The organism is Microbulbifer sp. VAAF005, assembly GCF_030012985.1.
Classification (GTDB): domain Bacteria; phylum Pseudomonadota; class Gammaproteobacteria; order Pseudomonadales; family Cellvibrionaceae; genus Microbulbifer.
Window position 1 is genome coordinate 3,299,195 of sequence record NZ_CP120233.1, and the last position, 17,309, is coordinate 3,316,503.

Genomic DNA, 17,309 nt, shown 5'->3' on the forward strand with positions numbered 1-17,309 from the left:
AACTAAGAGGTGCCGGCATTGCCGGCGCCTGAATTGTGCGGGGTTGGAGAAATATAATGAAAGACTCCATTCGCATAAGTTTCGAATTTTTCCCTCCTAAAACGCCAGAGGGTCGCGAAAAGCTATACAAAACTCGCGAAGCGCTCCAGGCATTTAACCCTGAATTCTTTTCTGTTACCTATGGCGCCGGTGGTACCACGAGAGAGACAACGTCGAGTATTGTTACCAATATGCGGCGAGATGGTATTTCAATTGCCCCACATTTGTCGTTTGGTGGTGATAATGAAGAGGCAATACTGGGTTTGTTAAATGATTATAAAGAGGCGGGAATTAATCGAATAGTTGCACTGCGTGGTGATATGCCGTCGGGTATGGGTGCAGTGGCGCAACTGGTTTATGCGAATGAATTAGTCGCCTTTATTCGCCGACATACCGGTGATCAATTTCATCTTGAAGTAGCTGCTTATCCAGAGATCCACCCGGAGTCGAACAGCTATGATGATGATATTCGCTATTTAAAAGGTAAATTTGAGGCAGGTGCTAATAGCGCACTGACTCAATATTTCTATAACCCGGATTCCTATTTTTACTTTATTGATCAGTGTGAAAAAGCGGGTATCGATGCGCCCATTTATCCAGGTATTATGCCGATAGCTAATTTTGCCAACCTTGTGCGTTTCTCTCGCAATTGTGGTGCGGAAATTCCGAGGTGGTTGGTTAAACGCATGGAAAGCTTCCGTGATCCTGAAGACATTCGAAAGCTTGGATTAGAGGTTGTTACCGACCTCTGCGAGACCTTATTAGAGGGAGGTGCACCGGGTTTACATTTTTACACAATGAATCAGGATGCAATCGTTACTAAGATTTTAAAAAGCCTCAAGCTTTAATTGAAAACTCGAAAGCTATTGCTTTCGAGTTTCTGTTTATGAAACATTGATTGAAATTTGCATATCGTTTGTTCAGAGTTTACTGGCTGGAAATTTAGTATCTTTTCTGGGCCATCTGAAATATTTTTAAATTCCGGTAGGTTGGTATAAATGCGGAATTATAACCCCCCTGAAACCATTCCTCTCAATACTATATGAGGATGAAGCACTACTGGTTTTAGAAAAACCCAGCGGGCTTCTCAGTGTTCCGGGAAGAAGTGCTGATCATAAAGACAGCTTAGCTAGTCGAGCGCAATCACTATATCCAGATGCATTAACTGTCCATCGATTGGATATGGATACTTCAGGACTAATCGTAATGGCGCGCAGTGTTGAGGTACATAAGGCGCTGAGTGCTCTATTTCAAAATCGTGAAGTTAAGAAAACCTACTATGCGCGAGTATGGGGTGTGCCTGAAAATGTAAGTGGTGAAGTGAATTTACCCCTTATTTGTGACTGGCCAAATAGGCCGAGGCAAAAAGTAGATTTTGCCGAGGGCAAGCCATCTCTAACCCGCTGGGAGAAAGTCTCCAGCTCTGAAAACAGTAGCTTGATTCGACTTATGCCAGTTACTGGACGCTCTCACCAACTCCGCGTGCATATGCAGGTAATAGGACATCCAATATTGGGGGACCCCTTTTATGCCCACCCTGATGCATTGAAGGGGGCTTCGAGGTTACTGTTACATGCTAGCGAGCTGAAATTTTCTCATCCTGTAAGTGGAGAAGCATTGCATTTTACTAGTGAGTTGCCCGGAGAGTTTTTAATTGAATAATATGGCAAGAGGGGTTGTCAGAGAGATATAAAAAGGACGGCCATTTGGCCGCCCTTTTTATCGGTTATTTTTTATTCTTCATCGCCGCCATCAAAATATCACCCATGCTGCCACGGCCATTACCTTGCCCCCTTTCTGGGAGCGGTTGCCCTGCTGCTTATTGTAGCGTTGGGCTTGGCGGTTTTCGCGCTGGTCACCCTTTTTGATGCCGCCACTACCCTGCTCACCAGGCTCGTCAGATAAGCGCATGGAAAGGCCGATACGTTTGCGGGCAACATCCACTTCCATCACTTTAACTTTGACAATATCACCGGCTTTTACGACTTCGTGGGGATCTTTAACAAACTTCTCTGAAAGAGCAGAGATATGTACCAGGCCATCCTGATGAACACCGATATCCACAAAGGCACCGAAGTTGGTGACATTGGTGACGGTCCCCTCGAGCACCATTGCCGGGCGCAGATCTTTTATTTCCTCTACGCCCTCTTCAAATTTGGCCGTGCGGAATTCCGGGCGCGGGTCACGGCCGGGTTTTTCCAGTTCGGCGATAATATCGGTAACGGTAGGTACACCGAATTTTTCGTCGGTATAGTCTGCCGGATTCAGTCGGCGCAGGAAGCCGGAGTCGCCGATAAGGCTGTTAATTTCACGGCTGTTTTTTTCGGCAATGCGTTTAACCACGATATAGGACTCGGGGTGCACACCGGATTTATCCAGCGGATTTTCACCGTTATTAATACGCAGGAAGCCGGCGGCCTGTTCAAATGCCTTGGGGCCCAAACGCGGAACTTCCATTAGCTGCTTGCGATTTTTGAATGCGCCGTTCTGGTCGCGGTAGCTGACAATATTGTTGGCAATAGATGCGGTTAGGCCGGAAACCCGAGCCAGCAGCGGTGCAGAGGCGGAGTTCAGCTCAGCGCCGACACCGTTTACACAGTCTTCAACCACGGCGTCCAATGAGCGAGCCAATTGAGTCTGGGAAACGTCGTGCTGATACTGGCCAACACCAATGGATTTGGGCTCGATTTTCACCAATTCTGCCAGCGGGTCCTGCAAACGGCGGGCGATGGAGATAGCTCCACGGATAGTCACATCAAGATCCGGGAATTCCCGCGCAGCAAATTCAGAGGCGGAGTAAACGGAAGCACCGGCTTCGTTAACCACTACTTTTTGAGCCGTCAGCTTGTATTGTTTAATGGTTTCCCCGACAAATTTGTCGGTCTCACGGCTGGCGGTGCCGTTGCCAATGGCGATCAGGCCCACATTGTATTTATTACACAGGGCGGCAATAACCGCTGCAGACTCCTGGTGACGATTCTGTGGCGGGTTGGGGAATATGGCGGTGTGATCGAGTATCTTGCCGGTGGTATCGACCACGGCGACTTTGACCCCGGTGCGCAGGCCTGGGTCGAGGCCGATGGTGGCTTTTTGCCCAGCCGGAGCTGCCAGCAGCAGATCTTTCAGGTTTCGGGAGAATACCTTGATGGCCTCCTCCTCTGCTTTCTCGCGAAGCTCACCCATCAGGTCAGTTTCCAGTGCGGTCAGCAGCTTGATTCGCCAGGTCCAGCGCACCACTTCGCCGAGCCATTTGTCTGCAGGACGACCTTCATCGATGATATCCACATGGCGGGCAATCATGGCTTCGCAGGGGTGGCTGGCGGTTGGGGAGGCCCCTTCTTCTTCGGCGAGGCCCACACTGATAGCGAGTACGCCTTCGTTGCGGCCGCGGAAAATAGCCAGGGCACGGTGCGAGGGAACCTTGGACCAGTCTTCGGCGTATTCAAAATAGTCGCGGAACTTGGCCCCTTCCTCTTCTTTTCCTTCGAGCAGTTTGGATTTCACCTGTCCATCGCGCTTGAGGAATTCACGTAGCTTGCCCAGCAGCTCGGCGTCTTCGGCAAAGCGTTCCATCAGGATAAATTTGGCTCCATCCAGAGCGGCTTTGATGTCTTTGACGTGAAGGGAGGCGTCTTCGTTGTCGGTATTGAGGTATTGCTCTGCTTCGGCTGCAGGGTCGAGGGAGGGGTTGTTGGTCAGTGCGTCGGCCAGCGGTTCCAGTCCAGCCTCAATGGCGATTTGTCCTTTGGTGCGGCGCTTGGGTTTGTAGGGGAGGTAGAGATCTTCGAGGCGATTCTTGGTGTCGGCACTGTTGATTTGTTGTGACAACTCCGGGGTCAGCTTGCCCTGATCATCGATGCTTTTCAGGATGGCAGCGCGGCGCTCTTCCAGTTCGCGCAGATAGCGCAGTCGGTCTTCCAAGGTGCGCAGCTGGGTGTCGTCCAGGGCCCCTGTCACTTCTTTCCGGTAGCGCGCAATAAATGGGACTGTGGCCCCTTCATCGAGCAGGGATACTGCGGCGGTAACCTGTTGTGGTCTGACATTGAGTTCTTCGGCGATGCGAACGTTGATATCCAGCATTTGATGTTTACATCCGTTTTCCGGGAAATTTCGTACCTTTAGGGGCGACGTTGGACCAGTAAGTAGCCTTTCAGTTTCCGTGGTTTGTAGCGGGTAAACGAGAGGGCCATTACAGGGGTAATTTCGGGTCGGCATTATGCGTTACCCGAGCGCAGCGAGGAAGGTTTGCGGCAGGACACAAACTTGTGCGGCAGTTTGCATCCAAATTGCGCCTTATCTGCGTCGAACTTCAGTAGAATGCGTGCTAACTAAAATTTGACCAATTTAGGTCAGGGAACGGGGTAGAGGGTACCTGTGAAAGTCTCGAGTAAAAACAAGCTGTTATTCATTGTATTGTTAATCGGGGTGGCTGTTATTGCTGCGGTGGTTGTATTGAAGCCAAAGCCGGAGGAAAAACCACCGGAGGCAGTGATACCGCCAATGGCTGATGTCCTCTATATAGAGCCCAGTCGTCAGACACTGTTGGTTCCCAGCCAGGGAACTGTACATGCCCGCCATGAAATCGAAGTGATTGCCCGAGTTGGTGGTGTGATTGAAAGTGTCGATGAAGCCTTTGTTGCCGGTGGTTTCTTCAAAAAAGGCGCCAATTTGCTGCAGCTTGAGCAAGCTGATTACCAGTATCAGGTTACCCGCGCAGAAGCTCAATTGGCAGATGCCAAGTCTGCCCTTGCACAGGAGCAGGGCCATGCCAAGCAGGCCAAGCGCGAGTGGCGCGACTTGGGGTCAGAGGCTGCCAACGCTTTATTCCTGCGCAAACCCCACCTAGAGGCGGCCAAGGCGGCGGTGGAGGCTGCACGGGCCGATCGCGATCAAGCCAAGCTGGATTTAGCACGTACCACATTGAAAGCGCCCTTTGCCGGTCGTGTTGTGGAGACCTATGTAGATTTGGGCCAGTACATTACCCCCGGCACGCCGCTAGCAAAAATTCACAGCACCGGCATTGCCGAAGTTCGCCTTCCCCTGACTGATCAGCAATTAGCACTGCTCAACCTGCCCCTGGGTAAATCCATCGAGAATGGCCCCGCCGTGCGCTTGCAGGCCGTGGTAGCCGGTCGTGAACATAAGTGGCGCGCACAGCTGGTGCGCACCGAGGCCAGTATTGACCCCAATAGCCGCTTTATCTTTGCTGTTGCCCAGGTTCAAAACCCCTACGAGGGAGAGGTTCCGCTGATGAATGGCCTGTTTGTAGAGGCCGACATCGCCGGTAAAACTTTTGATGATGTTGTGGAATTACCGCGCCAAGCACTGCACGAAGGGGATCACTTGCTGGTGCTGAATGAAGAGAGCCAGTTGAGTTACAAGACTGTAGAGTTACTGCAAACCGTGGGAGACAAAATCTGGCTGCGCGGCGATATCGCTGTAGGCGATCGGGTTATTGTTTCGAGTCTGGGCTACTCCCGTGAAGGTATGGTGCTTACCGCCAATCCTCTCAATGAGCGGCCTGCGGGTCTGGGTAGCCTCTCAGAGGATTCTGCTGAGCCCGCCAAGTTGTCAGCTGCGGGTGATGCCGGAGGCGTTAGTAATGCTTCCCAGGGAGGCAAGTAATGAACGGAATCATCCCTTGGTTTGCGCGCAATAGTAAGGCGGCAAACCTGCTGATGATCATGATTATCATCGGCGGATTCTTTGGTATATCCGGTATCGATCGGGAAGTATTCCCAACGGTGCAGCTGGGTATTGTCGATGTGGATATTTCCTATCCTGGTGCCGGTCCTGCTGAAGTAGAGCAGCAGGTAACTGTACGTGTTGAGGAAGCAATCTCCGAAGTAAAAGGTATTAAGGAAGTGAATTCCGCTTCCCGGCGGGGCCATGCTTCTATTGAAGTTCAGGCGATGGATGGTTACGACGAACTGCGCCTGCTCAACGATATTAAGGTGCAGGTGGACAGTATCAGCACCTTTCCGGATGGTATTGAACGTCCTGTTATTCGCTTGATCGAAGCTAATGCCGAATTAATGATGATCGCTATCGGCGGTCCGGTTTCAGAGCGTCAGCTTAAGGAGACAACTCTAGATCTGCGCGACAAGCTCAACTTGATTCCGGGTGTGCGCCGCGTTGATGTTTGGGGTGATCGGCCGGACGAGTTATCTATTGAAGTTTCCGAGCTGGATTTGCGTCGTTATAACCTGAGCTTTAATCAGGTTGCCGATGCGGTGCGCCGCTCCTCTCTGGATCTGCCTGCCGGCATGGTGCGCTCGGATCGCGGTGATATCCAGGTTCAAACCCGAGGCCAAGCCTATACCGCTGAAGACTTTGAGCGCATTCCCGTGGTTAGCCGTGCTGATGGCTCTGTATTGTTACTGCGTGATGTAGCGACAGTGCGGGATGGCTTTGAGGAATACAACAACGTTATTCGCTTTAATGGCAATCCTGCCATGAACCTCCGCATTATTCAGGGCGAGCCCCTGGATGTGGTGAAAACGGCAGAGCGAATCAAAGATTTCCTGGAAGAGACTCGCGAGCAATTGCCTCCGGGTATGGAACTGGATGTCTGGTTCGACTTCTCCAAGGCATTTGAAGGTCGCATGAATCTGCTGACTACCAATGCCCTGAGCGGTTTTGCCATGGTGTTTGTCATGCTGATGCTGTTCCTGCGCCCGGCACTGGCCATGTGGGTAACCGTAGGTATTGTTGTCGCTTTCCTTGGTGCTTTTTGGCTGTTGCCGGTGACCGGCGTCAGTCTGAATATGCTGTCGCTGTTCGCTTTCCTGTTGATACTCGGGATTGTGGTGGATGACGCCATTATTGTGGGAGAGGCCGTGCATGCTGCCCACGATAGAGGTGAATCTGGCTTAGCTGCGGCCGAGCAAGGGGTGAAGCAGGTAGCTTCGCCGGTAATTTTTGCCGTGACTTCCACCATGGTGTTCTTTATTCCCATGCTGTTCCTGCCCGGTGTCACCGCACAGATGATGCTGGCCCTGCCGGTGGTGGTATTGCTGTGTCTGGTGTTTTCGCTGGTAGAGTCCCTGTTAATCCTGCCGGCTCACTTGGTAGGCATGAAGCCTGAGAAGCCAGCCAAGTCGACACTGGGAATTAAGTTACAGAAAGTGCGTGGGCGTTTTGCCGGCGCTATGAAAACTGCTGGCGACAAGTATTACTTGCCGCTGCTGAAGAAGTCCCTCAGCAATAGCCGAACCACAGTAATGAGCTTTATGTTGGCGCTTGGTTTGTCGATCGCTGTTTTTCAGAGCGGTTATGTGGGCTCTTCATTCTCCCCCCAGGTCCCCTCTGATTTATTGCAATTGCGAATTTCAATGGCCTCTGGTGAGCCTTTCAGTGAAGCTGAACGGGTAATGGAGCAGGTACTTAGCGCCGCTGATAAGTTGGAATCTGATGAGGGAATGCTGGAGCAGAACAAGGGTGAGCCTTTCTTGGAGAACTCCTTGGTTTTCAATTGGCGAGGCAACATCTATGTAACCCTGCAGCTCATCGATGGAGAGATGCGTGATGTTACTTCTGAATCTTTGGCGCTGCGCTGGCGCGAATTGATTGGCGAACTACCAGCTAGTGTCGAAGATATGAATATTGATGCCACTATTAACAATAGCGGCAATGGTATGAGTCTAAACCTGAGCACTGCCTCGGGGGATATGGAGGAACTGCGTGCTGCGGCTGACCTAGTTAAGGAAAAGCTGGATAGTTATGTCGGTGTTTATGATGTGCGCGATAACCTGACCAGCGCCCGTCGGGATATTGAAATCCAGCTGAAGCCTTACGCTACCACGATGGGCATTAACCTGTCAGATGTGGCCAGGCAGGTTCGCCAGGGCTTCTATGGTGAGGAGGTTCAACGTATCCCACGTGGTCGTGAGGATGTTCGCGTAATGGTTCGCTACCCCATGGAGGAGCGCGCCAGTGAAGAGCAGATGGACCGTATTCGTATCCGTACCAACGATGGGGAGGTACCCTTCTCAGCGGTAGCTGATGCGGTTTATGTGCCAGGCTACACCACGATTCGCCGCAACGACCGCGAACGCACAGTTCGGGTAACCGCTGAAATAACACCGAATACTTCCAGCACGCAGGATATCCTTAAGGATATGCGCGAGACCCTGGTACCTGAACTGGAGCGTCAGTTCCCCGGCTTCTCTCTCAGAACCGCAGGAGAAATGCAGGAAGAAGAGGAATTTAATGGGGCTATCCTGGCCTTCTTTGTGCTGTCTTTGTTCGCTATTTACGCATTGCTGGCGATTGCCTTCCGCTCCTACTCTCAGCCGCTATTGATCCTCACTGCTGTACCTTTTGGATTCTTCGGTGCTTTAGTTGGCCACCTGTTGATGGGGCACAACATCAGCATTATGTCGATGCTCGGTTTCCTCGCAGCGGCGGGCGTGGTTGTGAACGACAATCTGGTATTGATGGATCGTATTAATCAGCTGCGCGCTCAGGGTATGGCGGTGATGGATGCGGTAGTACACGCGGGCCGGGATCGTTTCCGCCCGATTATCCTGACCTCGATTACTACCTTTATTGGTCTGGTACCGATTATGTTCGAGCGTTCAATCCAGGCCCAGTTCCTGATCCCGATGGTGATCAGCCTGGCATTCGGTGTACTGTTTGCAACGGCAGTGACTTTGATCTTGGTCCCCAACCTGTACAAAGTTATTGAGAAGTTACGCCCGAAGCACAAAGTTGCAGTAGAAGACGATACCCCGGTCTCATTGGAGACTGTGTAGCGCGGGTATCCAGGCGCAATGGTGGATCGCCTTCACCATTGCGCCTTTGGGGTATAAATGCCTAAACTAACTGCCAGCAAAATGCCGACATTCCTGTCGGCTTTTTTATGGTGTTTGAATAGGATTCTCCCATGCGCATCCCGCGTATTTTTTCCAAGCAGCCTCTGGCTTCCGATCAAGAAGTAGACCTGGATGAGCTGGCTTCCCGTCACCTGGTAAAAGTACTTCGCTTGAATGCGGGCCACCCCTTAGTTCTTTTTGATGGCAATGGCGGTGAGTACACGGCGGAGTTGATCGAGACCGGCAAACGGGCGCGCGCGCGCACGGGAGAGTACTGTGCAGAGGATCGCCAATCACCGTTGGCACTGACCCTGGCGATCGGTATTTCCCGTGGCGATCGCTTCGATTGGGTGATACAGAAAGCCACTGAGCTGGGAGTGGCGGCGATACAGCCGCTGTTTACCGAACGTTGTGAAGTGAAGCTGTCCGGGGACCGCTTACAGAAAAAACTGGGTCACTGGCGCCAGATTGCTATCAGTGCCTGTGAGCAGTGTGAGCGCAACCGGGTGCCGGAGATTGCCGAACCGATAAAGCTGGCGCAGTATTTACAGAGTGAATCTGCTGAAGCTGAGCCCCAAGCCAAGTTGGTACTGCATCACCGCACCGAGCTGGATCTGCGCCAATGGCAGGCGGAGCGCGGTACACCGGAATCCGCCCTGCTACTGGTAGGTCCAGAAGGCGGGCTATCGCAGGTGGAAATCGATGCGGCACTGGCGCAGGATTTTATGCCTCTGCGCTTGGGACCAAGGGTGATGCGCACTGAGACAGCGCCGATAGCAGCATTGTCGGTATTGCAATTTCAATGGGGTGATTTGTAAGTCACTGAAGGATTGGACTCGAGAGTATTCAGGGAGAGAAGAGCATGATAAAAGCATTTATCTGGTTGTTGGGCATTGTCATCGTTGTGTTATCACTGGCGATTATTGCCAAGCCGAAGCTGGCACAAAGCCTCAGCGAGCGGCTTAACGAAACTGGCTATGCCCTCTCCGCCTGGGCGCGAATTATTATTGGCCTGATCCTTTTACTAATTGCAGACACTCGCCACTGGTATATTTTGTTCAATGCCCTCGGCGTACTGGTGCTATTGAGTGGTGCCTATATGCTGCAAATTGGTTTTGAGCGGGGCAAAGAATTAGCGGTTAAAATTTCCCGTGGCAATGAAAATTTCCTGCGTATTAGCGGCGTCATCGGTGTCATTCTCGGCCTGATGCTGCTCTCTGCGCGTTAACGATGTAGGTTCCCATGTCTTCTACCGATTTAATTATTTTTGACTGTGATGGTGTGCTGGTAGACAGCGAGAGCATCGTCTGTCGCATATTGGCAGAAGAAATGAATCGCCTGGGCTTGCAGACCACCGCCGAGGAGCTGGACGAGCAGTTCAGCGGTCGCCCGGCCAGGGACTGCTTGGTGGAAATCGAGAAGCGCTTTGGCGGACCACTACCGGATAATTATTTTGGCAATACGGAGCGGCGTATCCGCGAGGCGTTCCAGCAGGAATTGCAGCCGGTTGTGGGTATCGAAGGCTTGCTCGACCAACTGCAACAGCTGGGGCTGCGCAGCTGCGTGGCCTCCTCGGGCTCTCACCAGAAAATGCAGCTGACACTGAATAAGACCGGCTTGTACGATTATTTCGACGGGCGGATCTTCAGTGCCGACGATGTATCCCGGGGCAAGCCCTGGCCAGAGCTATTCCTGCACGCGGCTGATGCCATGGGGGTGGCGCCGGAGCGCTGTCTGGTAGTGGAGGACTCCATTGCCGGTGTCTCTGCGGCGGTCTCTGCAGGTATGCGCGTGGTTGGCTACAGTGCCCATCCAGTAAGGGGTCCCCAGCTGGAACAGCAGGGTGCCCGGGTAGTCACAGACATGATGGCAGTTCTCAACTTTATTTAATGGCCACAGTGGCCGGGGCTTCCGGTTGATCAGCGCTCTCGCTGTTCTACACTGAATTTGACGTCGAGAAACCGGAAGCTGTACCTATGGCGGGTAAATTCTTGTCTGCCAGTTGCCTATTCTTATTGGCCTTTACTCTGGTGGGCTGTGACCAGTCCGAATCCCCAAAGAAATATACGCTCGAGCCTGTCGATGGAATACAGTCAGGTGACAGTGAGAAGACTGCCCGAAAAGCGGCCCCTTTTGCCGATGAGCTGGTGAGGTTTTTACGGGGAAATAACCGGTCCATCGGGGACACATTCCGCCTGCGCCTGGAGTTCGATCCCGGCGGTTTTGCCCCCCGCATAGAAACCATTGCCGATCTGGAAGCCTTGCTGGTGATCATGCGCGATTTTTCAGAGATGCGAATCTCCATTGAGGGGCATACAGACAGTGGCGGCGATGCTAAGAAGAATCTCAGCCTGTCCCAGCGCAGAGCGGATTGGGTAAAGCATTTCCTGATAGAGCGGGGCGTCTCCGCTGACCGTATGGAAGCCCAGGGCTACGGCGATACCGATCCGATTGCGGATAATGAGACAGAGAAAGGCAAGCGGGAGAACCGCCGCCTGATGATCCGGGTACTAAATTTTGATCGTGTTCCCAGCAAACTGCCGAGGCGCTAACCCCGAACAGCTTGCAGGTGAAGAGCTAGCTTAGGATAGTGTCTCAGCTAGAGGCATTACCCAATTCCTCACTGGAATTTACCGGCGCCTTTGGGGCTTGGTTGGAAAATATTTTCTTCATCAACTTTCCAGTTTGACGCAGTCCAATAATACTCTGCGCTGTGAGCATACCGGAGATCATTGCACCAGCTACGCCGCAGCTCATCACATCCTGTCCGGTAAGGTAGAGCCCTTTGACCCGGCTTTTGGGTCTCAGCCAGGATTGCTCAAAGCGGTTGGGATCGTGATCCAGTCCGTAGATCTCTCCTCGTGGATAGAAGCAGAAGTAATCCGTGGATAACGGGGTTGAAAGCTCGTAGTAATTAATTTCCCCACGCAACTGCGGCATATGCTTATACAAATGCTCCAGTAGGCGCTGGCTAAATGCCTCCTTCAGGTCCTCGTAATCATCTCCTCGCTTGCCCCAAGGCTTGTCGTGCCACCGGGCAAACCAATCGTAGTTGGCCGGTGCCACAATTTCGATGGTGGCGCGGCCCGGGTAGCGCTGGGTAAAGGTGGGGTCTTTCGCAGACGGGAACGAAATATAGACTAGCGGTATTTCCTTATCCTGATCGTCGATAAAGGCCTGCATATCCTCTTCGTACTGATCGCTGGAATAGATCCAGTAATTGGTCTTGGGCAGGTTTAATTCTTCCGCTGTTTTCTCCAAGCCAATATACAGACACAGGTGAGACATGGAGCGGTTGACGGTGTCCAGGTCGCGGATATATCCCATGCGCTCACTGGTACTGCGCGGCAACAGCTTCTCGAATGTATTAAATACCCCTGCGCCGGAGACAACTAATGGTGCTTCGATTTCATGTCCGTCGGACATTCTTACACCGCGAACCTGATCCCCATTCATCAGGATGGTTTCCACCTTGGCATAGGTAAATACATCCCCACCACTGGCCTGAATCTGGGGAATAATCGTTTCGGAGATTTTGCTGGCGCCGCCGACAGGATAGTAACCGCCATACAGATAATGTTTGGCGATCAGGGCGTGAATAATAAAGCTGCCCTCGGATGGGGTCATGCCATTATCACCCCACTGCCCTGTAAGCACAGAGATCAGCTTTTCATTGCTGGTGATTCCACTGAGAACTTCGCGGGTGGTTTTATTGAGCCAGGCGGGTTCGTGCAGTTTTCTCCACAGGCGAATAAAAGGTCCACACCAGGAGGGCAGCATTTTTTCCATTGCCAGTCGCTGCATGGCTTTGGCAACTACATTCAGCCGTTGCAGGTACTCTTCGATATTCGCGCGCTCATCGGGAAAGTGGCTGACCAATTCATCGATAAATTGCTGGCGGCCGGCTTTCAGGTCGTATTGCTTATCGCCAATACAGATGCGGTCATAGGTGCTGTCCATTGGCGCCCAGTGCAACTGGTTATTGGAAATAAAATCGAAGATCTTGCGGGTCATGGTGGGGTGTTCGCCCACATCGCCGATATAGTGGACGCCGACATCCCACTCATAACCATTGCGGTCATAGGCGTGGGTGTATCCTCCGGCAGTGTAGTGTTGCTCAAGGACAAGTGCTTTCTTGCCCATGGCACTGAGCATCGCAGCACAAGTCAGACCGCCAATGCCTGAGCCAATGATAATGGCGTCGTAATTGCCTTCTAGGCGGCTCGGGCGATAGCGCCGACCAATACGCAACCGGCTTGGTTTTGGGGCACTGCGCTTCTTCTCAGGGGTCTCTGTCATGATGGCCTCGCCACTATTGTTTTTATTCCTCAACCATAGCGCCCCCTATCGAGCTATGCAATAAGTTGCATATTAATATTCTGTATATCTATTGTGCACCTTTATATATCGCGTATACAATTTGTATATAAAGCATATCAAGGTAATAGTTATGGGCATCGTCAAGATATCCGATGAGCTACACGATGAGATTCGCAAGGCCAGTACGGTGATGGCCCGTTCAATTAATTCCCAGGCGGAGTACTGGATCAAGATTGGGATGCTGGCGGAGCTGAGCCCGGAATTAAGCTACAGCGACTTGTGTAAGAAGTTGCTGCGCAATCAGGCATTAACCCTGGAAGAGCTGACACGTGAGTGAAATAAAAATAAAGACTCCTGATGAGCAGGAGTTAATGCGCCAATCGGGTCAATTGTTGAGCCGTGTATTTGCCATGCTGGACTCCTTTATTGAACCGGGGGTCTCGACAATGCAAATTAATGAGCGGGTAGAAGAATTTATTGTCAATGAACTCAATGCCCGCCCCGCCAGCAAGGGGCAATATGATTATCCTTACGCCCTGAACACCTCAGTCAATGAAGTAGTCTGTCACGGCATGCCAAGTGATAAGCAGCTACTGCGGGAGGGAGATATCATCAATGTGGATATTACCCTGGAGAAATCTGGCTATATCGCGGATTCCAGCAAAATGTATAGCATCGGTACCGTGACCCCTATTGCCAGAAAACTGGTAACCACCTGCTATGAAGCTATGTGGGCCGGTATTGCCACGGTAAAGCCGGGAGTTACTTTTGGTGATATCGGCAATGCAATCCAGCGCCATACCGAGCGCAACGGCTTCAGTGTCGTACGGGAATATTGTGGCCACGGTATTGGCCGGGAAATGCATGAAGCACCTCAGGTTCTTCACTTTGGGCGGCCTGGTTCCGGTGAAGTTTTACAGGAGGGAATGACATTTACCATTGAGCCCATGATCAATCAGGGAAATCGTAAAACCAAACTCAAGAAAGATGGCTGGACTGTAGTAACTAAGGATAAAAAGCTATCGGCCCAATGGGAGCATACGATTTTGGTAACTGGTGACAGTTATGAAGTGCTAACGCTTAGGGATGAAGAGAGATCTTCTAAGATTAAATAGCGGCCAATTAGTGAGCGTTAGGTAGATAGCAATGGGTAGCGAGACACTTTATATTTTCGCTACCCACTGTTTTCAATAGATATTTTAATCCAGGCATGCAGGTTCTGCTGCGGTAAACGTGTTAAAGACCCAAGTATTGGTGCCGCTGCAATCGCCCGGATCGGTATCATCTTCCAAATCGTAAGGTGAGTTATTGAGAGAGGTATTTCGAACAATCTTGTTAAATTCACTGCCCTCAACAAAGATACCGATACCTCCTTCGCCATTACTCTCTACGGTATTTTGAGTTACTAGAGTATTTGAGGAAAGCCTAATCGGAATACCTAAACCAGAATTTCCTGAGACGTTATTTAGTGAGATGGTAGAAAAATCAGCATTGTCAGATTCATCTCCTTCCCCTACGGCAATACCATCATTTAATCCGTTGGTCACTATATTAGAGAAGACATTGGTAAATTGCCCATTTACTTCGATTCCCTGATTGCCACTTCCACTTATCTCATTAAAACTAATATTGTTAAAGGATCCTCTTAATTCAATGCCCGAGTTATCAATACCCGTTATGGTATTTCGAGTTACGGTATTAGTGTTACCATTTAATTCTATGCCATCGCCGCGATCGCTGTTGGTGATAATATTATCCCTGGCAATACTGTTATTGGATTCTATGTAGATGGCATCGAATATCGTATCAATGATTTCCATAGAATAAATACTGTGTGAGCCTTCCCCTTCCGCATTGACCCCGTCTCGACAGGCCGCAATGATCCCACCATATACCTGGGCTCCAATACCAGTTAACAGTATTCCGGCCTGCCCCGTTGCCTCTTCATCATCACAGGTAAGCTGAAAGCCGTCCATATTCAGGCTTCCTCTAGGACCCTCTATGGTTAAAGCGACTTCATTTTGTTCCGTTATCACACAGAGCAAATCCCTATCCAGAGTGGTTGGTGCTGTAATAATATCTCCACAGTCAATAGCCCAAACAGAAAATGGACTCAATAATCCTGAAAATAAAACTGTTGCGTAAATGTTACGTATTTTCATTATGTGTACCTTTTAAGTGGAGAGTGTTCCTATGACATTCGTTATGTTCCAATCGCGAATTTATAGGAATTAATTCCACTTTGGTAATATATAATTGGAATCTATTTTCTGTTTTATATCATAATTTTAGATTTATTTATTTTTTTGTTTAGTGGCTGGCGCGCCAATTATTTATGTCGAATTCATAAGGAAAGTATTGCGTTCGTGTAATGGTGACAGTGACGTCAGTCTTCTGTTTCCTTGACAGGTTCACGTCAAATGAAGATATACTGTATTTTTGTACAGTATTGTAGGTGTTTAATTATGCGCCCCAGATTTATAGTTTTTGATAGTGAACCGATTCGTATCTGCCGCTATAGGTCCAGTTATGACAATCGCCCTATGTACGCGATTAGTATTTTGAACTATGAAAAGTACGTACGTCGGTTTTCTGTTGCTGTGGGAGTGGATTTGCGCAAGGAATTGGAGTTAACCTTGTGCCAGATGAGAGGGATCGAGAGTAATTTAAGGTGGCTGTCCGAACATACTGAAAAAACCAGTTCAGCGGGATAAGTGGGAGGCTCTGGGTGTGTAGTGTCTTTGATGTCAGTGATCATGCGGGTATGGAGCGCTTTCTAGATACCTATGGTATCCGGGGTGCCGGACATATGATTTACGGTAGGCGCCGGAGGCCCACCCAGCAGGTGTCTATCGTAACTACTCGGAAGGGTTCTGCTGAAATAGAAAACGCTATTTGGCATCTCTACCTTGAGAGGCATGGTGATACTTGGCGGCCCCATAAAAAATACTGGTCCATCAACAGTAATTGGAAGAAACTGGACTCCAGACCGGAATATCGCAAGTCTCGTTGCTTAATACCCGCTACCGCCTGGGTGGAAAGCCAAGGTGGCAAGCACCCAGTGGAATTCAGTTATGGTGAACCTTTTTTCTTTTGTGGTTTGTATAAAATCTGGGGAAATTTACTCAGTTGCTCAATCATTACTTTGGACTCCCACCCAGCCACTAAGCGCTACCATGAAAAGTCACTTCCCATGATTGCGCCCAATCGCCCAGATTTTGTAGCATCCTGGTTAAATTGTGCGGCGGCGACAGAAGATTTTAGCCCTTTCTTAAAACCATCCATTGAGTACTCGGGGAAAATACTGACAGCCCACCCTTTGCTGCGGGCAACTTCGACTGAGTATATCGGTGATCCTATCCCCGTAATTGGATAATTATTTACTTTTTGATACAGAGCAATCTAAATTATATTTCCTGCGCGGCGTATCAATTAGCTTCTGCCTTGAACTTATACTTCTTTCGTGAGGTGCAAAATATGCGCTGGTTTCATCTAGAAGATCTACAAAGCGATTAAGCCGATGTAGCTGTTTTTGGCTTAAATTACCTTGAGCAAGAAGTGCATTTATTTCTGTGCTAGCCAGCTCCTTTGCTGCTATATCTTCTGGCAGGCCACTGAGAGTACATAATCCATAAGTCCCCTCAATAAAGTGTTGCCATTCCTCTTCGATATGTTGAGAAATTCCGGATGAAAATTTTGGGTTTCTGGATTCGTATCCTAAATTTCGCAATTGAGCTATTTTAGCCATGTATTGATTACCAAAGCACTGATAAATAGAGTTAAAGTCTTGCTTAGCCTCTATGATACCAATCCAGCTGGCGTAGCCTTTTGCAAAGTACTCAACTGCCTGTTTTTCGAAGTGGGGTCCAAAAAAGGATTCACAGTCCCATTGAATATTGAGCTTATAGGAGGGCTTTGGCATAACACCCTCATCCTGGTAGCGTTGCAATTGTAGTTCGCTGATTTGAGTAGCCTGAATAAGCTGCTCTTTGGTTAGGAAGTGTTTATCCAGATAACTAAGCAATTCCACTGAATGTGCTCCAAGGTAGAAATCGAATGAAATTCTAGCGCCTGGAGCACTTAATACTTCGATGTGAGCCGAAGTATCTTTTTGCCTTTTAACAGGTCTTGGAG

The 17,309-nt window shown here is 50.1% G+C and carries 16 protein-coding genes; 12 read left to right on the forward strand and 4 right to left on the reverse strand.

The window, feature by feature from the left end; genetic code table 11:
* The first annotated feature begins 56 nt into the window (after positions 1-56).
* Together metF and P0078_RS14720 are read left to right on the forward strand one after the other, a co-directional pair.
* A complete protein-coding gene (metF, locus tag P0078_RS14715; protein ID WP_282930688.1) occupies positions 57-887 on the forward strand; it encodes a methylenetetrahydrofolate reductase [NAD(P)H] in 831 nt (276 codons plus the stop codon).
* A gap of 211 nt (positions 888-1,098) precedes the next feature.
* The gene (locus tag P0078_RS14720; RefSeq protein ID WP_353057079.1) at positions 1,099-1,701 is read left to right on the forward strand and encodes a pseudouridine synthase; all 603 of its coding nucleotides are present in this window, start codon (positions 1,099-1,101) and stop codon (positions 1,699-1,701) included.
* A gap of 90 nt (positions 1,702-1,791) precedes the next feature.
* Here the strand turns inward: P0078_RS14720 and P0078_RS14725 are convergent, their stop codons facing one another.
* On the reverse strand, positions 1,792-4,119 hold the full coding sequence (locus P0078_RS14725) for a Tex family protein (RefSeq protein WP_282934622.1): 2,328 nt from the start codon (positions 4,117-4,119) through the stop codon (positions 1,792-1,794).
* A 294-nt stretch (positions 4,120-4,413) separates the two neighbouring features.
* Between P0078_RS14725 and P0078_RS14730 the strand changes: the two genes are divergently transcribed.
* From P0078_RS14730 to P0078_RS14755, 6 genes are all read left to right on the forward strand, one after another.
* Positions 4,414-5,664 (forward strand): efflux RND transporter periplasmic adaptor subunit, encoded by a 1,251-nt coding sequence (locus tag P0078_RS14730; protein ID WP_282930689.1) that lies wholly within the window; start codon positions 4,414-4,416, stop codon positions 5,662-5,664.
* The gene (locus P0078_RS14735; protein WP_282930690.1) at positions 5,664-8,795 is read left to right on the forward strand and encodes an efflux RND transporter permease subunit; all 3,132 of its coding nucleotides are present in this window, start codon (positions 5,664-5,666) and stop codon (positions 8,793-8,795) included. Before P0078_RS14730 ends, P0078_RS14735 begins: the two co-directional genes overlap by 1 nt.
* Positions 8,796-8,926: 131 nt before the next feature.
* Positions 8,927-9,673, forward strand: coding sequence for a 16S rRNA (uracil(1498)-N(3))-methyltransferase (locus P0078_RS14740; RefSeq protein ID WP_282930691.1), 747 nt, complete (start codon positions 8,927-8,929; stop codon positions 9,671-9,673).
* A 44-nt stretch (positions 9,674-9,717) separates the two neighbouring features.
* Positions 9,718-10,083: a hypothetical protein gene (locus tag P0078_RS14745; RefSeq protein WP_282930692.1), complete on the forward strand. Its 366-nt coding sequence runs from the start codon at positions 9,718-9,720 to the stop codon at positions 10,081-10,083.
* 14 nt (positions 10,084-10,097) lie between these two features.
* Positions 10,098-10,745 carry an HAD family hydrolase gene (locus P0078_RS14750; protein ID WP_282930693.1) on the forward strand — a complete coding sequence of 216 codons (648 nt, stop codon included), beginning with the start codon at positions 10,098-10,100 and terminating at the stop codon, positions 10,743-10,745.
* 86 nt (positions 10,746-10,831) lie between these two features.
* Positions 10,832-11,407, forward strand: a complete 576-nt coding sequence (locus P0078_RS14755; RefSeq protein WP_282930694.1) for an OmpA family protein — start codon at positions 10,832-10,834, stop codon at positions 11,405-11,407.
* A 43-nt stretch (positions 11,408-11,450) separates the two neighbouring features.
* Here P0078_RS14755 and P0078_RS14760 read toward each other — a convergent pair whose 3' ends face one another.
* Positions 11,451-13,187: a phytoene desaturase family protein gene (locus P0078_RS14760; protein ID WP_282930695.1), complete on the reverse strand. Its 1,737-nt coding sequence runs from the start codon at positions 13,185-13,187 to the stop codon at positions 11,451-11,453.
* 118 nt (positions 13,188-13,305) lie between these two features.
* Between P0078_RS14760 and P0078_RS14765 the strand changes: the two genes are divergently transcribed.
* On the forward strand, positions 13,306-13,512 hold the full coding sequence (locus tag P0078_RS14765; protein WP_282930696.1) for a ParD-like family protein: 207 nt from the start codon (positions 13,306-13,308) through the stop codon (positions 13,510-13,512).
* Positions 13,505-14,290: a type I methionyl aminopeptidase gene (map, locus tag P0078_RS14770; protein ID WP_282930697.1), complete on the forward strand. Its 786-nt coding sequence runs from the start codon at positions 13,505-13,507 to the stop codon at positions 14,288-14,290. Before P0078_RS14765 ends, map begins: the two co-directional genes overlap by 8 nt.
* Before the next feature lie 84 nt (positions 14,291-14,374).
* On the opposite strand, the gene P0078_RS14775 is transcribed toward map, so the two are convergent.
* Complete coding sequence (locus P0078_RS14775) at positions 14,375-15,337, reverse strand: right-handed parallel beta-helix repeat-containing protein (protein ID WP_282930698.1); 963 nt, start codon at positions 15,335-15,337, stop codon at positions 14,375-14,377.
* Positions 15,338-15,640: 303 nt separating this feature from the next.
* Here P0078_RS14775 and P0078_RS14780 point away from each other — a divergent pair, with 303 nt between their 5' ends.
* Complete coding sequence (locus P0078_RS14780) at positions 15,641-15,889, forward strand: hypothetical protein (RefSeq protein ID WP_282930699.1); 249 nt, start codon at positions 15,641-15,643, stop codon at positions 15,887-15,889.
* Positions 15,890-15,903: 14 nt separating this feature from the next.
* Positions 15,904-16,551 (forward strand): SOS response-associated peptidase family protein, encoded by a 648-nt coding sequence (locus P0078_RS14785; protein ID WP_282930700.1) that lies wholly within the window; start codon positions 15,904-15,906, stop codon positions 16,549-16,551.
* On the opposite strand, the gene P0078_RS14790 is transcribed toward P0078_RS14785, so the two are convergent.
* The gene (locus tag P0078_RS14790; protein WP_282930701.1) at positions 16,552-17,205 is read right to left on the reverse strand and encodes a DUF6058 family natural product biosynthesis protein; all 654 of its coding nucleotides are present in this window, start codon (positions 17,203-17,205) and stop codon (positions 16,552-16,554) included.
* Positions 17,206-17,309: the final 104 nt, after the last annotated feature.

Excerpts from the sequence above, each read along its gene's own strand:
- metF (WP_282930688.1), top strand. The coding sequence starts at position 57 with ATGAAAGACTCCATTCGCATAAGTTTCGAATTTTTCCCTCCTAAAACG.
- P0078_RS14725 (WP_282934622.1), bottom strand. The coding sequence starts at position 4,119 with ATGCTGGATATCAACGTTCGCATCGCCGAAGAACTCAATGTCAGACCA.
- P0078_RS14735 (WP_282930690.1), top strand. The coding sequence starts at position 5,664 with ATGAACGGAATCATCCCTTGGTTTGCGCGCAATAGTAAGGCGGCAAAC.
- P0078_RS14740 (WP_282930691.1), top strand. The coding sequence starts at position 8,927 with ATGCGCATCCCGCGTATTTTTTCCAAGCAGCCTCTGGCTTCCGATCAA.
- P0078_RS14745 (WP_282930692.1), top strand. The coding sequence starts at position 9,718 with ATGATAAAAGCATTTATCTGGTTGTTGGGCATTGTCATCGTTGTGTTA.
- P0078_RS14750 (WP_282930693.1), top strand. The coding sequence starts at position 10,098 with ATGTCTTCTACCGATTTAATTATTTTTGACTGTGATGGTGTGCTGGTA.
- P0078_RS14755 (WP_282930694.1), top strand. The coding sequence starts at position 10,832 with ATGGCGGGTAAATTCTTGTCTGCCAGTTGCCTATTCTTATTGGCCTTT.
- P0078_RS14765 (WP_282930696.1), top strand. The coding sequence starts at position 13,306 with ATGGGCATCGTCAAGATATCCGATGAGCTACACGATGAGATTCGCAAG.
- P0078_RS14775 (WP_282930698.1), bottom strand. The coding sequence starts at position 15,337 with ATGAAAATACGTAACATTTACGCAACAGTTTTATTTTCAGGATTATTG.
- P0078_RS14780 (WP_282930699.1), top strand. The coding sequence starts at position 15,641 with ATGCGCCCCAGATTTATAGTTTTTGATAGTGAACCGATTCGTATCTGC.